21 protein-coding genes and 1 tRNA gene are annotated in these 20,893 nt (G+C 60.2%); 13 read left to right on the forward strand and 9 right to left on the reverse strand.

All coding sequences use genetic code 11. The features are described from left to right. Positions 1–152: 152 nt before the first annotated feature. The 6 genes from mutL (at position 153) to NW822_RS11145 (ending at position 8,770) form a co-directional block, all read left to right on the forward strand. Positions 153–1,883 (forward strand): DNA mismatch repair endonuclease MutL, encoded by a 1,731-nt coding sequence (mutL, locus tag NW822_RS11120; protein ID WP_414404479.1) that lies wholly within the window; start codon positions 153–155, stop codon positions 1,881–1,883. Between the two features lie 31 nt (positions 1,884–1,914). Then, on the forward strand, positions 1,915–2,763 hold the full coding sequence (locus NW822_RS11125; RefSeq protein ID WP_414362085.1) for a vitamin K epoxide reductase family protein: 849 nt from the start codon (positions 1,915–1,917) through the stop codon (positions 2,761–2,763). 118 nt (positions 2,764–2,881) lie between these two features. After that, positions 2,882–5,521: a TIGR03960 family B12-binding radical SAM protein gene (locus NW822_RS11130; RefSeq protein ID WP_414404480.1), complete on the forward strand. Its 2,640-nt coding sequence runs from the start codon at positions 2,882–2,884 to the stop codon at positions 5,519–5,521. A gap of 523 nt (positions 5,522–6,044) precedes the next feature. Then, the gene (locus tag NW822_RS11135; RefSeq protein ID WP_414404481.1) at positions 6,045–8,018 is read left to right on the forward strand and encodes an Rne/Rng family ribonuclease; all 1,974 of its coding nucleotides are present in this window, start codon (positions 6,045–6,047) and stop codon (positions 8,016–8,018) included. Between the two features lie 19 nt (positions 8,019–8,037). Further along, positions 8,038–8,679 carry a ribonuclease HII gene (locus NW822_RS11140; protein WP_414362091.1) on the forward strand — a complete coding sequence of 214 codons (642 nt, stop codon included), beginning with the start codon at positions 8,038–8,040 and terminating at the stop codon, positions 8,677–8,679. A 17-nt stretch (positions 8,680–8,696) separates the two neighbouring features. Beyond that, positions 8,697–8,770 (forward strand) — tRNA-Arg (locus NW822_RS11145). Between the two features lie 6 nt (positions 8,771–8,776). On the opposite strand, the gene NW822_RS11150 is transcribed toward NW822_RS11145, so the two are convergent. From NW822_RS11150 to gvpA, 5 genes are all read right to left on the reverse strand, one after another. Beyond that, positions 8,777–9,202, reverse strand: a complete 426-nt coding sequence (locus tag NW822_RS11150; protein ID WP_414404482.1) for an LptA/OstA family protein — start codon at positions 9,200–9,202, stop codon at positions 8,777–8,779. Between the two features lie 45 nt (positions 9,203–9,247). Further along, positions 9,248–9,568, reverse strand: coding sequence for a gas vesicle protein (locus tag NW822_RS11155; RefSeq protein WP_414362094.1), 321 nt, complete (start codon positions 9,566–9,568; stop codon positions 9,248–9,250). A gap of 50 nt (positions 9,569–9,618) precedes the next feature. After that, the gene (gvpN, locus tag NW822_RS11160) at positions 9,619–10,503 is read right to left on the reverse strand and encodes a gas vesicle protein GvpN (protein ID WP_414404483.1); all 885 of its coding nucleotides are present in this window, start codon (positions 10,501–10,503) and stop codon (positions 9,619–9,621) included. Between the two features lie 88 nt (positions 10,504–10,591). After that, positions 10,592–11,611, reverse strand: coding sequence for a gas vesicle protein GvpC (gene gvpC / locus NW822_RS11165; RefSeq protein WP_414404484.1), 1,020 nt, complete (start codon positions 11,609–11,611; stop codon positions 10,592–10,594). Positions 11,612–11,805: 194 nt separating this feature from the next. Further along, positions 11,806–12,033 (reverse strand): gas vesicle structural protein GvpA, encoded by a 228-nt coding sequence (gene gvpA, locus NW822_RS11170; RefSeq protein WP_414404485.1) that lies wholly within the window; start codon positions 12,031–12,033, stop codon positions 11,806–11,808. A 386-nt stretch (positions 12,034–12,419) separates the two neighbouring features. Between gvpA and NW822_RS11175 the strand changes: the two genes are divergently transcribed. The 6 genes from NW822_RS11175 to aroH all read left to right on the forward strand — a co-directional run bounded on the left by NW822_RS11175 (position 12,420) and on the right by aroH (position 15,386). Next, positions 12,420–12,638, forward strand: coding sequence for an Hfq-related RNA-binding protein (locus NW822_RS11175; protein WP_414404486.1), 219 nt, complete (start codon positions 12,420–12,422; stop codon positions 12,636–12,638). A 158-nt stretch (positions 12,639–12,796) separates the two neighbouring features. Next, entirely contained in the window at positions 12,797–13,480 is a 684-nt protein-coding gene (locus tag NW822_RS11180; RefSeq protein ID WP_414404487.1) for a V4R domain-containing protein, read from the forward strand. Continuing rightward, complete coding sequence (locus NW822_RS11185) at positions 13,477–13,728, forward strand: hypothetical protein (RefSeq protein ID WP_414404488.1); 252 nt, start codon at positions 13,477–13,479, stop codon at positions 13,726–13,728. The genes NW822_RS11180 and NW822_RS11185 overlap by 4 nt, the downstream gene beginning before the upstream one ends. 45 nt (positions 13,729–13,773) lie before the next feature. Then, the gene (locus NW822_RS11190) at positions 13,774–14,256 is read left to right on the forward strand and encodes a hypothetical protein (protein WP_414404489.1); all 483 of its coding nucleotides are present in this window, start codon (positions 13,774–13,776) and stop codon (positions 14,254–14,256) included. A 15-nt stretch (positions 14,257–14,271) separates the two neighbouring features. Next, positions 14,272–14,940 (forward strand): V4R domain-containing protein, encoded by a 669-nt coding sequence (locus NW822_RS11195; RefSeq protein WP_414362109.1) that lies wholly within the window; start codon positions 14,272–14,274, stop codon positions 14,938–14,940. A gap of 71 nt (positions 14,941–15,011) precedes the next feature. Continuing rightward, complete coding sequence (gene aroH / locus NW822_RS11200) at positions 15,012–15,386, forward strand: chorismate mutase (protein WP_414362287.1); 375 nt, start codon at positions 15,012–15,014, stop codon at positions 15,384–15,386. Here the strand turns inward: aroH and NW822_RS11205 are convergent. Continuing rightward, positions 15,360–15,779: a hypothetical protein gene (locus tag NW822_RS11205; RefSeq protein WP_414404490.1), complete on the reverse strand. Its 420-nt coding sequence runs from the start codon at positions 15,777–15,779 to the stop codon at positions 15,360–15,362. The two genes, aroH and NW822_RS11205, sit on opposite strands and share 27 nt — an antisense overlap. 173 nt (positions 15,780–15,952) lie before the next feature. Here NW822_RS11205 and NW822_RS11210 point away from each other — a divergent pair, with 173 nt between their 5' ends. Further along, positions 15,953–16,723, forward strand: a complete 771-nt coding sequence (locus tag NW822_RS11210) for a Ycf66 family protein (RefSeq protein ID WP_414404491.1) — start codon at positions 15,953–15,955, stop codon at positions 16,721–16,723. Positions 16,724–16,763: 40 nt separating this feature from the next. On the opposite strand, the gene ppc is transcribed toward NW822_RS11210, so the two are convergent. The 3 genes from ppc to NW822_RS11225 form a co-directional block, all read right to left on the reverse strand. Continuing rightward, complete coding sequence (gene ppc, locus NW822_RS11215) at positions 16,764–19,700, reverse strand: phosphoenolpyruvate carboxylase (RefSeq protein WP_414404492.1); 2,937 nt, start codon at positions 19,698–19,700, stop codon at positions 16,764–16,766. Between the two features lie 112 nt (positions 19,701–19,812). Continuing rightward, the gene (locus NW822_RS11220; RefSeq protein WP_414404493.1) at positions 19,813–20,070 is read right to left on the reverse strand and encodes a DUF3146 family protein; all 258 of its coding nucleotides are present in this window, start codon (positions 20,068–20,070) and stop codon (positions 19,813–19,815) included. Positions 20,071–20,206: 136 nt separating this feature from the next. Then, positions 20,207–20,893, reverse strand: a 687-nt coding sequence (locus tag NW822_RS11225; protein WP_414404494.1) for an AAA family ATPase, incomplete at its 5' end; no start/stop codon positions are given.

Here is a 20,893-nt window from a genome sequence, read left to right on the forward strand (position 1 = left end):
AGTGGCGCCGGCTGTTCGTGGCTAAGACCTACCCAGCCCAGTTGACCTCTACACCCCTGGCCCCGGCCAGGGGTTTTCCTTTTGCCCCGAGGGAGGGGAGGAGTTCCTTGGCGGGACATACTGAAAGAGGACTCCTCAAGGGAGCTTTTCCCATGCTCAGGATTCGGCCCCTCAGTCCGGAGCGAGTTGCCCAAATGGCAGCGGGAGAGGTGATTGACTCGCTGGAGGCAGCTCTCAGGGAATTGATAGAAAACGCCCTCGATGCCCAGGCCAGCCGCATTCAGGTAGATCTTTGGCCTAGCCGCTGGCAGGTGCGGGTAGCCGATAACGGCCAAGGGATCCCAGGTTCGGAGTTGGAGCAGGTGGCCCGTCGCTACACCACGAGCAAGTTAGATGGGCGTAGCCTGGGGTTTCGCGGCGAAGCGCTGCACAGTCTAGCCCGCCTGGGATCCCTGACCATTCAGACTCGCCATGCTGCCGATGCTCACGGCTGGCTCGCCACCTACGACCAGCGGGGGGAGCTGACCTCCAAGCAGCCAGCGGCCACTGCTCTAGGGACAGTGGTGACGGTGGCGGATTTGTTTGCTAACTGGCCCCTACGCCGCTGTCCCCTGCCCCAGACGCGCTCGCTCCTAACTTTGATCCAGAACGCGGCCCTGGCGCATCCAGAGGTGAGTTGGCAGGTGTGCCAAGAAGGGCAATTGCTGCTCAGTCTCTGGCCGGGTCCATCTCTGCTGGATCTGCTCCTGCAAATGTTGCCGCAAGTGGAGCCTTCCGATCTACGCTACCGGCGCATTCAAGAGGGGGATAGTGACTGGGAAGTAGTGCTAGGCTTGCCGGATCGCCTGCATCGCCCTCGCCCCGATTGGATCCGGGTGGCGGTCAACGGGCGCTTTGTGCAGATGCCGGCGTGGCAACGGCTCATCCAGTCCGTCTTTCAGCACACCTTGCCCCGCCATCGCCATCCCGTAGTGGTGGTGCATCTGCGCCTGCCACCTGAACAGGTGGACTGGAACCGCCATCCGGCTAAGAGCGAACTTTATCTGCAGGAGCCGCAAAAGCGAGAGGAGCAATTGCGCCAGTACCTCCAGGATCTCCTGCGGGCGGGATCTGTCCAGGCCAGTCGCCGCTCCCTCCATCTCCTCCGCGCCAGCGAGGCCAAGTCCCTCTACAGGGTTTCTCCCTCCCTCCAGAGCCCAGCTTCCTCTGCCGCGGGTTCCTCCCTACCGCCTCTGAAGGCGTTGGCTCAGCTGCACCAGACCTACATCCTAGCGGAGCACCCCCAAGGGCTGTGGCTGGTGGAGCAACACCTGGCCCACGAGCGAGTGCGCTACGAGGAGATCCAAAAGCACTGGCAGCTAGTGAAGCTTGAGACACCCGTGATGCTGCAGGGGTTGTCTTCCCAAGCTGTGGAGCAGTTGGAGCAGTTGGGGCTGGAGCCGGAACCCTTTGGCCCCGCTGCGTATCTAGTGCGCCGCCTACCGCTGGCTCTCTGCTCCGAAGATCCCGCCGAGGTGCAGGGATCCCTTCTAGAACTTAGCCGTTGTGCCGACCTGGAGGCAGCTCAGGTGACGCTGGCCTGCCGTGGCGCTTTGCGCAATGGGACCCCCCTGACCCTGGAGCAGATGCAGCAGTTGCTGGACGCCTGGCAGCGCACTGCTAGCCCCCACACCTGTCCCCATGGCCGCCCGGTTTATCTGGCTTTGGCCGAAACCGACTTGGCCCGCTACTTTCGCCGCCGCTGGGGGATCTGCGACCGCCCTCTCTCTGATCCCAAGCTGGGATCCCTACGGCTAGGGGATAGGTTTGCCGCCCAAGTGCGCCGCTTAGCTGGCCTGCCGATACAGGATCCCACGGACGAGGTCAATTCTGCTCCTCTATAATTCAGGGGTGTCAAGCTGCTGTAACGGTTCTATGGCTTCCTATCTTAAGGCCCCGCAGGAAACCTGGCTGCAGCGCCATGCTCGCCCAATTTTGGCCCTCTTGTCCGGCTTAGGAGTTCTGTTGACAGCCTACCTTACCTACACCAAGCTAACGGAGCAGCCGGCTGCCTTCTGCAGAGGGGATGGGGGGTGCAACCTGGTGCTCTCCAGTCGGTGGGCAGAGTTTTTGGGGATCCCAACAGCAGCTCTTGGACTGCTGGGGTTTCTCGCCGTCTTGGCGCTGGCTGTGCTGCCAGATACACTCCCAGGGGTGAAGCGGTGGCGGTGGCCAGCTCTGTTTGGCTTGGTTTCCGCCATGAGTGTCTTTGAGATGTACATGCTTTACCTCATGGTGGCAGTGCTGCGGCAATTCTGCCTATACTGCACTGCAGCAATCGGGTTGGTGGCGGGGCTTTGGCTCGTTACCGTGTTCGGCCACCGCTGGCTGGACGGGGTCAAGCTGGCTGTTGGTTACATTCTCGTGGGCCTGTTCACCTTGGTAGCCACCCTTGGGGTGTACGCTAACCAGGCCCCTCCACCTAGCCCTCTAGCGGCAGGCTTGGCGGCCCACCTGCGTAAGATTGGCGCCACCATGTATGGGGCCTACTGGTGCCCCCACTGTCAAGAGCAGAAGGCCCTGTTTGGGTCAGCCTTTGCCCAGGTACCCTATGTGGAGTGCTCGCCCAACGGGCCCGGCACGCCCCAGCTCGAGGAGTGTACAAAGGCAGGGATCACCAGCTATCCAACCTGGATTATCAATGGCCGCCGTTACGTAGGACTGCGCTCCCTGGAAGCTTTGGCAGTAGCTTCCGGGTACTCCTTCGAGGCGGAGAAAGAGTAGGATTGACCCCAACCCGCCTGCCAGCGGCTCCCGGACCCATCCACCCCGGCTTTGGACTGCTGGGCAAGTTCGGCTAGAGTCAGATTAGAAACTGTGTTTGCTGCTGGTTAGGAGCCCCATGCTTGCTGCAGCTGCCACGGAAGCCGACCTAGGCCCCATTGATCTGGATTGCCTGCTCACGCCGGAAATTCAGCGGCCAGCCCGCTACTTGGGGAAAGAATTTGGTGCTGTCCACCGCCCCTGGGACTCGGCGCGGGTGCGTTGGGTGCTGAGTTACCCAGAGCTGTACGAGGTGGGGGCCTCCAACCTGGGCCACATTATCCTCTACAACATCCTCAACGCCCAGCCAGACCAGTTGTGCGACCGCGCCTACTTGCCAGGCCGGGATTTGGCGGCCCGGATGCGGCAGTTGCGGATCCCGCTGTTTGCTGTAGAATCGCGTCGCCCCTTGCGCGCTTTCCATATTGTCGGCTTCAGCCTAGCCTACGAGCTGGGGGGCACCAACATCCTGGAGATGCTGGATCTGGCTGAGATCCCGCTCAAGTGGTGGGAACGGCAAGCCTTCACCCCGCAGGAGTGTCCCCTGATCTTTGCCGGTGGGCCGACCGCCACCTCTAACCCAGAGCCCTTTGCTGACTTTTTTGACTTCTTTGTCTTCGGGGATGGGGAAGAGGTGCTGCCCGAAATTGGCCAAGTGCTGGCTGGATCCCTGCACAAGCCCCGCCGGGAAGTGCTTTTAGAGCTAGCCCAAGTGCCGGGGGTGTATGTACCCCAGTTTTACGAGGGGATCCCACCGCGGCCCATCGTGGCCGGTGTGCCGGAGCGTGTTCGCCGCCGCGTAGCGCTGCCCCAACCGCAGTACTCCATTGGCCTAGTGCCGCTGGTGGCAACGGTGCACGACCGCCTGGTGATGGAAGTGCGGCGGGGCTGTACCCGTGGCTGTCGCTTCTGCCAACCCGGCATGCTCACCCGTCCAGCCCGCGATGTGGAGCCGGAAGCGGTAGTGGAGGCAGTGGTGCAGGGGCTGCGCAAAACCGGCTACAGTGAGTTTTCCCTTTCTTCTCTCAGTTGCTCCGACTACCTTTCCCTGCCGGCGGTGGGAGTGGAGCTGCACAACCGTCTCCTTGGCCAGCACGTTGCGCTCTCGCTGCCCAGCCAGCGGGTGGATCGCTTTGATGAGCAAATTGCCGCCATCATGAAAGGATCCCGCCGCTCCGGTCTGACCTTTGCCCCAGAGGCGGGCACGCAACGGCTGCGGGACATCATCAACAAGGGTCTGAGCGACGCCGACCTCATTCGCGGCATTCGCACCGCCGTCCAGGAGGGCTGGGACAAAATTAAGCTCTACTTCATGATTGGCCTGCCCGGCGAGACCGACGCCGATGTCATTGGCATTGCCCGCACTGTCGAGATGCTGCAGCGGGAGTGTGCTGCCCTGGGCCGCAAGCGGGTGGAGTTTACCCTTACCCTTTCCAACTTTGTTCCCAAACCCCACACGCCCTTCCAGTGGCACCGGGTGGACTATGCCGACGTGCAGCGCAAGCAGGCCCTGCTACAGAAGGAACTGCGGCGGCTGCGGGGGGTCAAGGCCCACTTCACCGACATCCGCTTTAGCATCCTGGAGGACTTTATTGGCAAGGGGGATCGCTCCCTGGGACAAATGATTGAGCGGGCCTGGCGGGCCGGTGCTGGCCTGGATGCCTGGTGGGAAAACATCGACACGGCCTACGCTGCCTGGGTCAAGGCCTACTGCGGCGAAGCCGTAGATCCCAGCGCCGATCCGGTTGCCCTCTGCGCCTATCTCCCCATCCGCGAGCTGGGCTTGGAGGATCCCCTACCCTGGGATCACATCGACACCGGCATCGACAAAAAATGGCTGCAGAAAGACTACCGCCGCGCCCTGGAAGCGATGACTGTAGAAGACTGCTCCTTTGAGAAGTGCTCTGCCTGCGGCGTCTGCGGCCCCAGCTTTGGCCACAACATCGTCATCCCGCCTCCCCCCGTTCCGCCGCTGCAAAGCCGGCCCGCCCCCACCCCAGATCCTCTCGAGCCAGAGCCGCCTGCCCAGCGCTTCCGCATCACCTACGCCAAAACGGGGGACCTGCGCTGGCTAGGCCACTTGGATCTCATGCGCCTGTGGGAGCAAGCCTGTCGGCGCGCAGGATTGCCCTTGGCTTTTAGTGGCGGCTACCACCCCCTGCCTCGCCTGGCTAACGCCAACGCCCTGCCCGTTGGCCAGGAAGGCTACGGCGAGATCCTAGACCTGGAGCTGTTGCAGCGGCCAGAGGGGCCCTTCACCGCTGAGGAGCTGCGTGCCCTGCTTGTCGAACAACTGCCACCAGAAATCTCCATCCAGGCCATTCAGGAGATTGGCCTGCGGGATCCCTCGGCCACTGAGGCTGTCTATGCCGCTGAATATCAACTAAGCGTGAGCTGCGAGTTGCCCAATGCCAATTGGCCCGCCTGGGTCAGCCAGATCCTAGATGCTCGGGAAATTTGGATTGAGAAATCTTCCAAGTCGGGCAAAGCATCTCTTTTCAACGCCCGTCCCCTGCTTTACTACCTAGAGTTCCAGGGCTTGGCCCCTGATGGCAGCGCCCACCTCTTCTACCGCGGCAGTTGCCGCAATGACGGTGCCTACCTCCGGCCTCCTCAACTGCTGCAGATGGCCGAGGCTCTGGGCTTGCCCCGCTGGACCCTGCAGACGGCCAAGCGGCTGCGACTACTGTGGGAGAACGGCACCTCCGAGCCCAACTAAGGGTTGGCTGCAAGTAGCGGCCTCTTGGTCAGCAGGGCTGGCTAGGCTAAGGGATGCTGCAGGCCTTATAATACTGCTGCAACCCTTGCCAGGCCTCAACCCCTGACCAAAGGAGCAGCAGGCAAAAGTTAGGTTAGATCCCAAAACGCAGACCCCTTGAGCTCCGTACCCAGAACAACTGCCACAGGGTCCAGGCGTCCAGAGAGGTGTGCCTCTTCGAGCTAGGTCAGCTTTTCTTTTTCCTCGGGAAGGGGCCTCTTTCTTGCAGACAAGTTGCAGGCAAGGGGTGTCCCTTGTCGGGTTCCTGCTAGGGTACCTTTCCCCCTACTGCCAATCCTGCACAAGCTGAGGTCTTTGGAGTGCAAAACCAGGAAGTCCGTCATTGGCCAAGAGCTTAGGGTAATGGACAGCTGGATGATGAGTCAATTTTGTCCTCGAAGACTTGAGCGGATCCTAGAACACCCCCTCTCCAAGACGAGGGTTCAATCCAAAACTGCAGGCCTTAGGGGGGGGAGGGAAATTAATGCCTAGGCAGATTGTCATTGCTGAGCAGCACCGTATTGCCGCTGTCTTTGCCGAAGACCAAGTCCAAGAGCTAATCATCGCCAGTGGCACCCACCAGGTAGGGGATATTTACGTTGGAATTATTGAGAACGTCCTACCTAGTATCGATGCCGCCTTTGTCAACCTCGGCTCTGGGGAACGCAACGGGTTTATTCACGTCAGCGACCTAGGCCCGCTGCGTCTTAAACGCAACCAGGCTCCCATTTCCGAACTGGTCCTGCCGCAGCAAAAAGTGCTGGTGCAGGTGATGAAAGAGCCCACTGGTAACAAAGGGCCGCGTCTTACAGGCGACCTAGCTCTTCCAGGGCGTTACTTGGTGTTGCGGCCTTACGGGAAGGGGGTGTATCTGTCCCGCCGCATTGAGGACCGAGAAGAACGCAATCGCCTGAAATCGCTGGCCATCTTGATTAAGCCTCCCCAGATGGGCCTGTTGGTACGCACGGAGGCCGAAGGAGTATCCGAAGAGGCCATGATTGATGACCTGGAGCAGTTGAAAAAGCTCTGGGAAGAGATCCAGCAGCAGTATCAGGCAGCACGGGGGCCGGGCCTGCTCAGGCGGGACGAAGATTTTATCCAACGGGTGCTGCGGGACGTTTATTCAGACGATGTCAACCGCATCGTTACTGACTCTGCGGCCGGTGCAAAACGGGTGCGCAGCTATCTGCAAGGCTGGAACAAAGGAAAAATGCCGCCGGGAGTTGTGGTTGAGGTTCACCGCGAGCCTACCCCCATCCTGGAGTACTTCCGGGTCAATGCGGTTATTCGCCAGGCCCTGCGGCCGCGGGTGGATCTCCCTTCTGGAGGCTACATCGTCATTGAGCCCACGGAGGCCCTGACCGTGATCGATGTCAACTCCGGCTCTTTCACCCAGTCAGCTACCTCCCGCGAGACGGTGCTGTGGACCAACTGCGAGGCTGCCACCGAGATTGCCCGTCAGCTGCGGCTGCGCAACATCGCCGGGGTGATCGTGGTGGATTTCATCGACATGGACTCCCGCCGGGATCAGCTGCTGGTTCTGGAACACTTCAACAAGGCCCTTGCCAATGACAAGGCCCGCCCTCAGGTGGTTCAGCTGTCGGAATTGGGGCTAGTGGAACTCACCCGTAAGCGGCAGGGGCAGAGCCTCTACGAGATCTTTGGCCACCCCTGCCCCACCTGTGAGGGGCTAGGGATCCTGGCCCGACTGCCGGGATCCGAGCCAGGGCGGCTGTTAACTGTCGAAACTGGACGACCGGTAACGCTGCCTAGCGAGGTCGAGGAGGGCGAAGAGGAGGGTGCTGGCCCAATTCTCCCCCAGAGCGTCGATCCCCAGCGGGCACGCCTCCAGGTGGGCAGCAATGGAGCGTTGCCAGCGGATAGTCGTACTTCCCTGGACCGCTCCCGGCTGGGTCCAGGAGAGCAACTGGAGGCGGAGGAACCCAGGGTTGAGCTGGTGCGCAAACGGCCCCGCGAAGAGGGGGAGGTAGAAGGAGCAGAGCAAAAGCGCAAAGAATTCCATCGCCCTAGCCGCGGGGAGGAGGCTGGCCATGCCAGTGGGACAGAGTCTCCAGAAAGTGGACCAGCTCGGCAAACCCTCAGTGTGGAAATGACTCCTCTCCAGCAGCGGGTCTATTCGGAGCTGGGGCTGTCGCCCCTGTTGCTTCTGGATCAGCCACCGCCTGCGGGCCGAGACACGGTGATTAGGGTAGTTTTGCCAGGCCCTGCAGCGGTGGAGGGATCCCCTAGCCCAACTCCCACCAACGGTGCACCTTCACCTTTAGCGGAAGCGTTGGCCCCGCCATCCCAAGAGCCTGCTCCTCGGCCGGAAGCTACCCAGGCCGAACGGCTGCCTACAGCAGAGCCAGCAGCAACAGGGGCGCCGCCAGAAGTAGTCATTGACCCCTCTCACCAATCGCCAGCAGCCTCCAGACGACGGCGCTCTCGCAGCAGTTAGCCAAGCTGGTTGGTGACTTATGGACAAGGCAACCAAGCCTAGCTTGAGGTGGGAGGGATCCCTGTGGCAACGAGGGCTGCGGCGAGTGGCGGGGGTGGATGAAGTGGGGCGGGGAGCCCTGGCCGGGCCTGTGGTTGCCGCGGCGGTCATTCTGCCTCCCCAACTGGATCCGGAGGTGCTGGCAGGGGTGAGGGACTGCAAGCAACTTAGCCCCCGGCAGCGTGCTTACTGGGCGGAGCGGATTTACCGGGTGGCCCTGGCTGTGGGCATCGGCAGTGCCTCTGCCGCCGAGATTGACCGGCTCAACATTCGCCGGGCTACGCTGCTGGCCATGCAACGAGCTCTGGCGCAGGTGGGGGAAGTGGAGCACGTCTTGCTGGATGGGCTGCCGTTGGCCGAGCTGGGATCCCGGCAAACAGCGCTAGTGAAAGGGGATCAGCTCAGCCTCTCCATCGCTGCTGCCTCCATCGTGGCCAAGGTCTGGCGGGATGCTCTGATGCAGAGCTGGGACTCCCAGTACCCCGGCTATGGCTGGCGCACCAACGTCGGCTATGGCACCCGGGAGCACCGGCTGGCGCTGCAGCAGTTGGGGCCAAGCCCTCAGCACCGCCGCAGCTTTGCCCCTCTGCAGGACTTGCAAGCAGGCAAAAGGGGAGGGTAGGATAGGAGCTATCGACTGCCCACGTAGCTCAGCGGACTAGAGCACTGGGTTCCGGTCCCAGGGGTCGGAGGTTCGAATCCTTTCGTGGGCGCTAGAACTAGGGACTAGCAGTAGGCTCCGGCAACACGTAGATGGATTCTACCTGCTGGCCGGGTAAAGGGACGGCCTGGAGGATCCCTTTTCCAAGGTGGTAGATGACCTTCTCTGCCTGGAGTTGATTTTCTCCTTGGCGGATGGTGACCCGGCCCTCCAGCTCAATCCGCTGCTCTTTGCTGTAGTAGACTGCCTTTTGGGCACGGGCAGTGAGGCGCTCGGCAGGAAAGCTGAGGGTAACATTGCCAGTGGCTACAAACACCCCCGTGTTGGCGTTGGCCTCCTGAACATCGGCGCTAATGCTGATGGCACGCGGGTTTTGCCCCCAGGCTGGGCTGGAGATCGCCAGCGCCAGCACTAGGCCTGCCGCCCACTCCAACTCCCTTAGGCGGCCCCAGCCCTTGTGGTCGAGGCTGATCCCTGCTGCCATCCCCTCCCCCGGTTAAACCACCCCAGCAGCCAGTCTAGCCTGGGATTACTCCGTTTCTTTCCCCCCTTGGGCCAGTTGCTTTTCCAGCTCACTGACCCGCTGCAGCAACTGGCGGTTGGTTTCCAGCAGCTCGCGGGCTTGGCTGTGGAGGTAGGGATCCGCTTCCCACCAGTTGATCCCAATCTCCTTGGCTTTGTCTACGGAGGAAATCAGCAGCCGAATGCGCACAGTGAGCAACTCCACATTGCCCACGGAAACCGTGATATCCCCGGCGATAACAATGCCCTTATCCAGTACCCGTTCCAAGACATCGGCCAATGAGGAGCCGTGGGTGGCAGTGGCCAGAGGTTGAGAGGTAATGGGCACAGAGCAATCCCCCTTCAAAGCCTGCAGAGGTGTTTAGGCGGGCCTGCCCCTTAGCCGGGCAGTTGGTCCAGGAGTTGGTTGAGCACCTGGGATCCCTCTTCATAGCGATTGCCAGCCCTAGGCAACAGCACATCGGCACACAGGGCACGAAAATCAGTGTTTTCTTTGCTCACCGCCAGCTCGTGCTCCTTGACGATGCGCCCGATCATCAGACAACTGCGCAGGCTGGGTTGGCGGGTCAGATCCAGCTTGCGGCGGAAAGCACGGACAAGGTGGACAATCTTGAGCGCGTCAGAAGCAGATAGGCCGATGCGGGAAATGAGGATCTCCTTTTCCGTCTCGATGTCCGGCTCCCCAATATCAATGGTAATCATCCGATCCAGCAGCGCATCTTGGGCCTTGTGAACCCCGGTGTATTCCTCTGGGTTAGAGGTGAAGATGGCCCGGAACTGGGGATGTACCCGCAGATATTCGGAGCGGTTGCTATCTGGCGGCAACACCAGCAGCCTCTCTTCCAAAGCGCTCAGGAGGGCGTTGTTGGCCTCAGGGCGGGAGCGGTTGAACTCGTCGTAGATGAGGGTAAACCCCTCCCGGCAAGCCAAGGTGAGGCGGGCATCTACCCAGCGCTGCCGCACATCTTCCTCTATCTTCACCACTGAATGGATGAAGTTATCCACCACCCGCCGATGGGTAAAGCCGGTGCGGCCCCCGATGAGGTCGGAGGAATCAAAGCGGTCGTCGCCATAGATCAGCATGATGGGGCGGCCTAGGAGGCTAGCCAAATGCATCGCTAGGGTAGTTTTGCCTGTGCCCGAAGGCCCCCGCAGATGCACCGCAAAACCGGATTGCAGGTAGCGCAAAGCGCGGCGGGTAATCCGCTCAATGTAGGGGGTGCTCACAAAGTGGCGGGGACGCGCCTGCAGAACCGTGGCCATAGCAATACCCAACTCTCAATTGCCGTGACGCTCCTGCCTTGACTATAGCCGCAACGGTCTTCTTGCGCTCCTAGGGATTGCGCTGGGCTTAGACCACAACCGTCGCTGACACCATACGCCGCAAGGTGGCCAAGATTTCCGCGGGATCCACCCCCAGATCCACTGCACCGCGGGCCAGCAGATCCCGCACCCGCTCCCGATCCCCGATCACCTGCAGCAAGGTTAGGTTAGGATCCTGCGCTTGCAAAGCCTCTACATACTTGCGGACGTAGGCCAGGATGCGATCCGAACTTTCCTCCTGCGCCGAAGCAGGCGGAGCTGGGGAGGGTTCAGGGGGTGCCCCAGAAGGGGGAGGAGGGGCTGTGTCGTCTGAGACTGGAACTCCAAGCTCTGGTTGGGTAACCTCAGTCGAAACCGTTGCTGCAGCTTTGACCAAGCTCTCAGGCGGCTTATCACCCTCTTCAGATTCCTCAAGATCTGGGACAATGGGCCGATCCCCTGGGATCCCATTCCCCCACACCTGCTCGTGCAACGCCCTGCGGAAAGCCGCCAAAGCCTGCCGCAAAGCCTGGGCCTCTGCCCGCTGTTCTTGAGCAATCTGAGCCAGCTCCTGCCGCGCCAGTTGCTGCAAAGCTTGTACCCGCTGCCGCAATTCGGCACAGAACGCCTGCCGCACTTGTCGGGTTTGGTTGGCCATGGCCTGCCGCGCCTGGGCACAGGTGCTCAGCAGGCTCTCCACCGTCGCAGCCAAGTCGGTCCGAAAAGTCCGCAGCTCCTGCTGTTGGGCCTGCGATTGGGCGGCTCGTTCTTGGGCCATGCGAGAAAGAAGCTCCGCCACTGCTTTGGCCCGCTGGGCCACAGCCTCCAGGCGAGAATGCTCGTCCAAGACCCGCTGCGCCGCCCGGCTCTGCTCCAGGTTGCGCAGTTGGCTACGAGTTTGTTCCCTCTGCTGCCGTATTGCTTCTTGTCGTTCCTGGCAACGTTGCCTCAGCTCGGCCATCAGCGCGCGGTGCTGCTCTAGGCGCTGCTGCCGAGACTTTCTTAACAAACTCTGAGTTTGAGCCACCCGCTGGCTGCGGGCTTCGGCCCACTGCTCCTGCAAACTCATAGCACCCTCTCCCTGCCGGTTTTTGCTGTATTGACCAGTAGCCAGTTTCCCTTCCCCTCCAACGGCAAGACCATTGCTTGGAGGGGGGAGGAGGCAGAGATTCTTTTGAACCCCTGCCTCGCTTACCGACTGCTTTGGTAACAAACCCAGGCTTCTCTCAAAGGCTGAGGCCTGGTGGGAACTGAGAAGTGGCCTCAGGAGGTTTGGACAGCGGGAGCAGCAGCAGTAGCCGTCAGGCCCACCGCCTCGGCGTACTTCAGGTAGGTCTCCACCGAAGCCACGACGACACGTGCCTCAATGGCCAACAGCTCGATCCCCACCAGAGAAACCCGCACCCAGGCATCGACCACGATCCCCTTGTCCAAGATGCGGTCAATCACTTCGGCTAGGCTCGAAGAAGAGTTCACTTTCTCAACTGCCATGACAATCTCTCCTACACTGATGATGGTTGGATGGTTGAAGACAAATCGGCGGCAAAATTCCAGCTTCGAAGGGATCCCAATCTTGGATCGTCCCTCCCTGGGGTAACACCCGCACCTTGTATCACCCCAGCTCCATTGTGCTGGCTTTTGTCGGGGAGACCACCCGTGGATTCGCTTAAAAAATACGGCAGGTCAACAAGACTTACCGTCTTTTCCAAGCGCCATCCCCCCTACATAGTACCCGCCGAAAGAAAAAGTAGGTCAGGGGGTAAGAGTGTTTTTGGATCCCGGCTATGGAGATTGTCCAGCCAAGGTGCGGGCCAGCAGGGATCCCCTATACTGAGAGCAGTGCGCTTGCTGTCCTTTCGCTGGCCAAGAGGGCTGCCGTGACTGAGTTCAACACTGGGCTCCCAAGCGTGCGCCGCCTGCAGAAGGTGATCCGGGATCGGGAAATCCTGGAGGTTAAGCTCAATACCGGAGATGTCTTCGTCGGCCAGTTGCGCTGGCAGGATCCGGACTGCCTCTGTTTGGCAGACGCGGAGGGACAAGAATCGCTGCTGTGGCGATCGGCCATTGCCTTCGTCAAGGTCAGGCCCCACTCCTAAACCCAAGTCGCCGCAGTCCCTTGGTCCTCAGTGGCGTCCCGGCGGCAGGGACTTTTTGTTGGGCTGGTGCACCCCTCGATGGCTCTGGCCAAAGCCCCCGGCAAAAAGGCTATGATTCAGCAAGAAGTGTAAAAAATTGCCGCCCTCTCCCCACTGCCATGACAACGGGTCTCATCGAGCTGAGCCTGCAGCCTGCTGCCCAACGGCACAATCACTACAGCCGCGAAGACTTTTTTCGCTTCGACCTTGCCCAGGGATCCCTGGTGGACTGGACGGGTAGCCGCAATGTCTTGGTAAGTGAGGACTTCATCCTGGGTTTGCAACAGGGCCTAGAAGAAGAAGTGGGGGATGCGTCGGCTGCGTTGATGTACACCATTGGCCGCGAGTGGGGGCGCAACGATGCCCTCCACTTCTCCCGCTGGTTCGAGGAGGAGTATCGGCGCAAGCCCAGACAGAGCCACCTGATGTTCCTTTTGGAAACCTGGTGGTGGCCCTTGACCTCGCAAGGGTGGGGGCGCTGGGAAGTCGAGACCGAAAGCCGGCGCCAAGGGTTTATTTTCATCAACCTGTTTGACTCGGCTGTGGCCCGCACCCTTGGGGATGTGGGCAAACCCGTTTGCCACCTCTATGCGGGATTGTTTGCCGGATTTTTCAGCACCATGGTGGAACGGCAACTTAGCTGCATCGAGATCCAGTGCTACTCCATGGGGGAAAGCTACTGTAAGTTTTTGCTGGGCAGCAAAGATCGCATCGACGCAGCTGCCTTTTGGCTCAACGAAGGAGCCACCGCCAGCGAAATTGCCCAGAAATTGCGCTCCGGTCAGGGAGTGACCAAGGCATGACGGCGGAGGTTTTTCTGGAAGAGTCGGTGCAGAGCTTTTTTGCCCGCTTGAACTGGGATAACCGCCCGCGGCAAAGCCCCTCGTTGCCAATGCCCTTTTGGCGGGTGCGGGAGTACTTTGGCTCCATCCCCTGGGCGGGGGATCCGAGGGCTTTGGTGGCCCGCTCTATGGGATCCCTGGCGGCAGGGCCGGAGCCTGCCGCCGAAGAGGAGCAGATTACCTTGGCCGATTTGTTCAGCTTGTTTTGAACTCCGGCCCCCACCCAGTCCCCCCCAACACTTGGGAGAAGTGAGATGGTCAGCCCCTTGGAGCAGATGCTAATTGAGGCAGAGGCCCGCTACCTCACACCGGAGCAACTGGAGCAACTCAAGGCCTATGTCCTCGGCTGGCCCAAAAGGCTGCAGGTGTACCGGGCCGTGCGGGAGCGGGAGAGCCAGATGGTAAGCCGCACTTTGGAGGCTCTGCAAAAGGAGATGCCCACCATTGCCCCCCAGCTAGTGGATCTGTGCCGACGGCACCTGTTGCTCTTGTTGCGGCACAGCGCCCTGGCCATGCTGCTGCAGGACGAAAGCCTCCTTAGGGAGCGGCTAATCGAGTGGGTGGAAGAGGAAGTACGCCTGTACGGACTGCAGAACGTTTATGAAGTGGCCCATCGGCTTTTCCAGCAGGAGCTCAAAGAGCACTTACAACCTGGCGAACTGGAGTTTATCCGTCCCTGGATTACCCAGGTGCAGGCAGCTTTGCTGTCTTTAAGGAGCCCTTCCATTCTTTCATAGACCCAGGAATCCCCTATGGCTAGCTCCGCCGGTTTCGACCCCTACACCCCCGTTTTGGCCAACTACTACGCGCCCAGCCTCTACCTGCAAAGCGACTTGGAGTCGGGTTTGCTAGAAAGTCGCCACGGCGACCGTCTCTTAGCCCTTCCAGAGACCCTCTTGCGAGCCATCTATACCGGCCTGGAGTACGAGACAGGACAAGCAGCCCGTCTGGTGCTGCGCAACTGTGGCCGTATGTGGGGCAAAGAGTTTTTCCGCCGCTTTGCCCAGGAGCTCTCCGACTACTACCAAAAGCCCCTAGCTGAGCTGGAGATGGGCCTTTTTCTCCAGAGCCTCAAACAGGCGTGGAAAACCCACGGCTGGGGGCTGATTGACATCGACTGGAGCTACAAAGATCAGGGGGTGCTGGTGGTGTCAATCCGCAACTCTCCCTTCGCTGCTGCCACCCCCCCCCACTTCAAGCGCCCGATGGGCTTTCTGGAGGCAGGGCTGCTGGCCACCTGGTTTAGCCAGTTAACTGGCCAAGATTTGGCCTGCGTGCAAACCAGCAGTGAAGCTTTGGGGGCAAAAAGCAACTTGTTTATCTTGACAGCTGCCACTCGCCTCAAGGAAGCAGAAGCCTGGGTAGATGCTGGCTTTAGCCACGAGCAGATCTTAGAGAAGGTGTTGCAGTCTACCCCGTAGCAAGATTGGAACGAGAAGTTTGTATAATCTTCTGGAAGCAAGACGAGCTCAAAGGCACGAGGGCACAGCCATTGGGGTGGCGGGTGAGAGCAATTCGAGGAGCCATCACCGTGCCGGCCAACACGGCCGAGGCCATTGGTGCGGCGGTAAACGAGCTTCTGGATGCTCTAGAACATCGCAACGCCATTGATCTGGCGGAGGTAGTGAGTGTTATTTTCTCGGTTACCCCTGACCTAGATGCCGCCTTTCCTGCCCAATTTGCCCGCCGCCGCCCTGGCTGGGAGTCAGTACCTCTGTTGGATGTGCAACAGATGGATGTCAATGGGGCTTTGCCACGCTGCATCCGCGTTTTAATCCAACTGAACACCCCCCTGACTCAGGCGGAGATGCACCACGTCTATTTGAGGGGTGCCCGCGAGCTACGGCCGGATCTCAGCCCTGTCTGATTGCTGCTGCCGCAGTTGAGCTTCCCACTGTTGCAGCTGCTCCTGGCGAGCAGCCACCTCAGCTTCGCGACGACTGAGCTCTTGGCTTTGCCGAGTCAGGGAAAGGCGCCAGTTTTCAATCTCTGTCCAATCAACCAGGCTGTAGGCTTGGGAGAGGCTGTGCAACATCTCCACCAGCTTCATTGCCGCCTCTTCCACCCGCTGCACCTGCCGGTTTTCTGCCAGCTCGACCAGCAACAACACCCCAACGTTGTAAGAGGCCGCTTCCTTGAGGGTAATCCGCTCCGCTGGGCGCAGGGGTGTCCAAACCCCTTTCTCCCCCTGCTGGGCCAAGAGCTGCAGCTCTGCTTGGCCAAAAAGACCTTTTCTGTCTACCCGTGCCAGGTACAGCATGGAGCCTACCGGAAGCTGCCCTTGATTCTAACACCAACCCCTCCCTGCCCAAGGATCCTCAGCCCAAACCTGAGTCCACAGCCCCGTGCCAGCAGAAGGATTGGTGTTAGGATCGGCTCTGAAATGGGTAAAGCTTGCAGCTTTCCCCCTCTTATCGTTTGGGGATCCCTGGCATGTTTCTCACCCAAAGCCCCTACTTTTTGATGGCAGCCCTGGTGGCAATTGCCAGTGGAGCCATCTTTGCCGTCCGCTTTGTCAAGCCTGAGGCGGCGGAAGAGTCGGATGTAATCTTTGCTACGATGGGCCTGATCTACTCCATCTCCCTGCTCTTGGAGGGTCAGCGCCTAATCCCCCTGCTGTTTTTTGCCCAGGTGCTGTTGGCGGTGATGGCTGGCTGGTTTGCCATCCAGACCTTCCGCCTGCGCATTCTCTTAAATGAGAAGGTGCGCCAGATAGCGGGAGTGCGGCCGGTTGTGCGACGCCAAGGCTTTAGCCGCACCTATCCGCCGGATGGCTACGTCCAAGGACGTGCCGTTGCTAGCGGGGCCAGTGGATCCCGCATCCGCGATACCTCCTCCTCCAGCCGTTCCATTCCCGAACGCAGCGAGGAACCAACCCGCCGCCCGCGGCCTCAGTTGACCAGCAATACCCAGGTGCGCCCGCGCCGTCGCCCAGAGGTGGAACAGGAGGACGAGTACGGCTATGAAGAGGGGGAGACCGCCTCGCAGCAGGCAGCTGACTCCCGTCGCCCTCGTCGTCCAACCCGCGAGGAGGACCAAAGCCCTGACTCAGCTGCCCAACGTCGTCCTCCCCGTCTACCCCAAACCCCAGAGGAGGACTACACCGAAGAAAAGCCCCGCCCTTCCTCCCGCCGCATCGTTGAGGTGGAATCGGTGGAAGTGCAAGAGGCAGAGCCGGAGGAATACGAGGACGACTTGTTCTAGCTGCCCCAGCAGTTCCTAGAGAGAAGGGATCCCTTCTCCGCTAGCCTGTGTTGCGCATGCCAGCAGCGATGCCGTTGATGGTAAGGAGAGCCCCCCGCAGCAGCTCGGCGCGGCTGTGCTGGCTGGGGTAAAGAGGGGAGTTTTGCTTGCCGCGCAGGCGCTTGAGTAGGGAGATTTGCAGAAAACCCAAGGGCACAATTGAACGGTTGCGCAACTGGATGGAGCGCCTTAGGTAGGGATCATTTTCCAGTAGCTCCCTGTGGCCGGTAATTTTTAGAACCATCTCGCGGGTGCGGTACATTTCCTGGGCAATGAGCTCAAACAGCTCCATCGCCCGCGGCAAACGCTCAGGGGAGCTCATTTCCTGCACGTAGTGGCGGGCAATCTGCAAATCTGCCTTAGCCAGAGTCATCTCCACCTTGGAGATCACCATGCGGAAGAAGGGCCACTCGCGGTAGAGGTGTTGCAGGTGGGTGAGGTGGTGCTCACCTTGGGCTGCGTATTCCTGGAGGGCAGTACCCACTCCATACCAGGCTGGCAGGAGAAAACGGCTTTGGGTCCAGCTAAACACCCACGGAATGGCCCGCAGGGATCTGATATCTTTCGAGTTGCCGCTGCGGCGAGCGGGGCGAGAGCTAATCTGCAGTTGGCTAATCTCTTCGATAGGAGTGACCTCGTGGAAAAACTCGACAAAGCCTTCCTGCTCGTAGACCAGGTTGCGGTACACCTGCCGCGAGCGCTCTGCTAGCGACTCCATTAGGCGCGACCACTCGTGCAGGTCATCGGGGTAGGTGCGCAGCAGGCTGGCCTGGATGACGGCGCTGGTAACGGTTTCTAGGTTAAAAAGGGCTAGATCCTGGAGGGAATACTTCGAGGCCAGCACCTCTCCCTGCTCAGTAATCTTGATGCGGCCCCCCACGCTGCGCCCAGGCTGGGCCAAAATTGCCTCGTAGGCTGGCCCTCCTCCGCGCCCCACTGAGCCACCCCGGCCGTGGAAGATCTGCAACTTCACCCCGTAGGACTCGGCCACTGCTTGCAACCGCTGCTGGGCTTTGTAGATCTCCCAGTTGCTGCTTAGAAAGCCAGCATCCTTGTTGCTATCCGAGTAGCCCAGCATCACTTCCTGTAAGTTTTCCTGCTGGGCCAAGTACTGGCGATAGAAAGGAATTTCCAACAACTGCCGCAGGACCTCTGGGGCCTGCTTGAGGTCTTCAACGGTCTCAAACAGCGGCACCACCGCCAGGGATCCCCGCCCGCTGATGGGATCATAAAGGCCCACCTCCTTGGCTAGTAGCAGCACCTCCAGCAGATCGCTCAGCTGGCGGCTCATGCTAATTACATAGGTTTGGCACATGGCCGTGCCAAACTCCTGCTGCAGCCGGCGCAGGGTGCGAAAGGTGGCAATCAGCTCCGCCGCCTTCTCAGAAAAGGGGGCTTCTAGAGGGATGAGGGGGCGGCGGGTTTGCAGCTCCTGCAGGAGGAAAGCCGTTTTTTCCGCCTCCGTCATCTCGCTGTAGGGCCGCGGCAAGATCCGCAAGTATTCGAAGATCTCGGTGAGAGCGGCCTCATGGTAGCTGCTGTCTTGGCGGATATCCAGGTGGGCCAAATGGAAGCCAAAGACCTGAACCTGTTGGATGAGGTAGTCCAACTGGCGACAGGAAAGGCCGCTGTTTTTCAAACTTCTTTGGATGAGTTGCAAATCGGCCAAGAACTCCTCGGCGTTGGCGTAGGCGTTGTCCAGAGGGGGCGGGACAGGCAGGCAAGCAGAGTCGGCCAAATGGCGGTTGCGCTCTCGCGTCAGCTCCAGCCGCCGCTGGATGTAGCTAAGCTTGAGCCGGTAGGGCTCCTGACGATACTGCAGCGAAAAGGACTCGTAAACCTCCGGCATAAGGCGGCGATCCTGCTCAAGGGCATCCAGCAACTGGCTGTCCACATCCCCCCAGTGCAAAGAGACGCTCAGGGTTTTGGTGAGCGCCTTCACCGCCTCGATGTACTTGCCCAAAATCAGGTTGCGTTGGTAGCGGGCCGTTTGCCAGGTAACATCGGCAGTGACGGAGGGGTTCCCGTCGCGATCCCCGCCCACCCAGGAGCCAAAGTTGCAAAATCCTGCCGGCGGCGGCTCGACAGTGGGAAAGGACGTTTTCAGGCTGCGCCGGAGGCGCTCGTGCAGCAGAGGGATGGCCTGAAACAGCACCTCCTCAAAGTAGTGCAGAGTGTAGTCGACTTCGTTAAGCACCGTCGGCTTGGTCTGGTGCAATTCGTCGGTGCGCCACCACAGCAAAACCTCCTCTGCCAGTTGTTCTCTCAACATCTGAGCCTGCAGAGGGTCGAATTGCTCTGCCCAGTCCAGTTGGCTAAGCAGGCGGGAGAAGGTCCGTTGTTTTTCGCGGATGGTGTGGCGGACAATCTCGGTGGGGTGGGCGGTAAACACCAGGCGGATGTGCAGCCGCTCCAGCAGGCGGCGCAGCAGGCCAGGCGGTACCCCCTGCGCCCGCAGGTAAGGGAAGAGCCGTTCAAATTTTTCGTTTTCCCGCACGGTGCGCTGTTGGCTGTCCACCATGCGCATATCGGAGTCTTCTGCCCGCTCGTAGTTTTGTTCAACAATGTTGATTAACTGAAAAAACAAGGCAAAGGCGCGCGCTGCTTGAATGGCCTCTTCAAGGCTGAGGTGCTCAACAATTTGGAAGACTTCCGGGATGGGGTATTCTAGAGCCTGCCCTTCAGGAGAACACATGGAGCGCAGCCGCCGCAGCAGATCCACCAAAGGCTGTCCGCACTCCTGCAGGATTACCGCTTCCCAAAGTTCTTCGACCAGTTGCAGGCGCCGGTTCAACAAGGTGTTCCGCAAATTGAGCACCTCGTCCCTAGGGAGAGCCGGGCCCAAGGGATCCCCTTCCGCCAGGAGAGGGGCCTCCTTCAGGCCGTTAGCAGAACTCACTGCCTGCTCTGCAGTCGTCAGGTGGGAGGAAGAGGTCATGGAGGCGGCTCCTAGAACAACCATCCCAATATTAGAGCCTGTTGCTGGAAGCGCAGAGGTAGCCCGCCTCACCCTTAAAGGGGCGCTTTCTTGGCAGCAGGGCCAGGGATCCCTAGAGGCGGCTACGGATAACAAATGAGTAGTTGCTGCCAGGCTCGAGGAGGTAATCCGATTTCTCCAAAAAACGGCGCAAGGGATCGCAAATCAAGGCTCGCCCCACTGAGGGCTCCACTCTCAGGTTCCCACCTCGAAAGTGCCAGCAAAAGTACCAAACCCAACCGTTAGCGCTGACTTCCCCTTCAAGGGCACCCTCCTGCCAGGAGCGGCGGGTAATCTGGACATGGGCAGTGGTCTGAGGTAGCTGGCTCATCCTGGAGTAGGGAGAACCTCTCCCCTATTCTCTACTGCCTGGAGCCATCCCCTCAGGGATCCTGGCCCTGTACCCCCTCGGGTGGAGATCCCGCCAAAGCTGGGCTGGCTCCCAGAATGGCTCAGCAGGGTCTTTCTCAAAGCGGGGGCTCGACCGTGGCCACGATGTCGCGGATGATGGCTTCGGCTTCCTGCCGTCTGTTACTTGCCATCTCCCCCGCTCCAGCTAGGGAAATGCGATGGGCCAGAACCGGCACAAACAACGCTTGCAGGTCTTCTGGGAGGCAAAAGCCCCGTCCCTTTACCAAGGCCCTTGCTCGCGCTGCCCTTGCCAAAGCCAATGCCCCGCGGGTGGAGACCCCAGCCCGCAGCAACTTGGAGGTGCGTGTAGCCTGGACTACCTGGAGAAGATAGTCGGCCAGGGATTCCTCCAGGTACACCTGATCCACTGCCGCCTGAATCTCCCGCAACTCGGCTAGGGAAAGCACTGGCTGGAGAGTTTCTACGGGATCCGCCTGTTGCCGATGCAATAGCAGAGCCCGCTCAACTTCAGGGCTGGGGTAGCCAATTGACAGCCGCACCAAGAACCGATCCAACTGACTTTCTGGCAAGGGATAGGTGCCGTGGTACTCCAAGGGGTTCTGGGTAGCCAGCACCATGAAGGGACGGGGCAGCGGGTAGGTGCACTCGTCCAGCGAAACCTGCTTTTCCGCCATCGCCTCCAGCAGGGCGCTCTGGGTGCGGGGTGAGGTGCGGTTGATCTCGTCAGCTAGGATGACATGGGCAAAAATAGGGCCGGGGCGAAATTCAAACTCCCCTTTTTC

It is taken from the genome of Synechococcus sp. H70.2, from assembly GCF_047462275.1.
GTDB lineage: Bacteria > Cyanobacteriota > Cyanobacteriia > Thermostichales > Thermostichaceae > Thermostichus.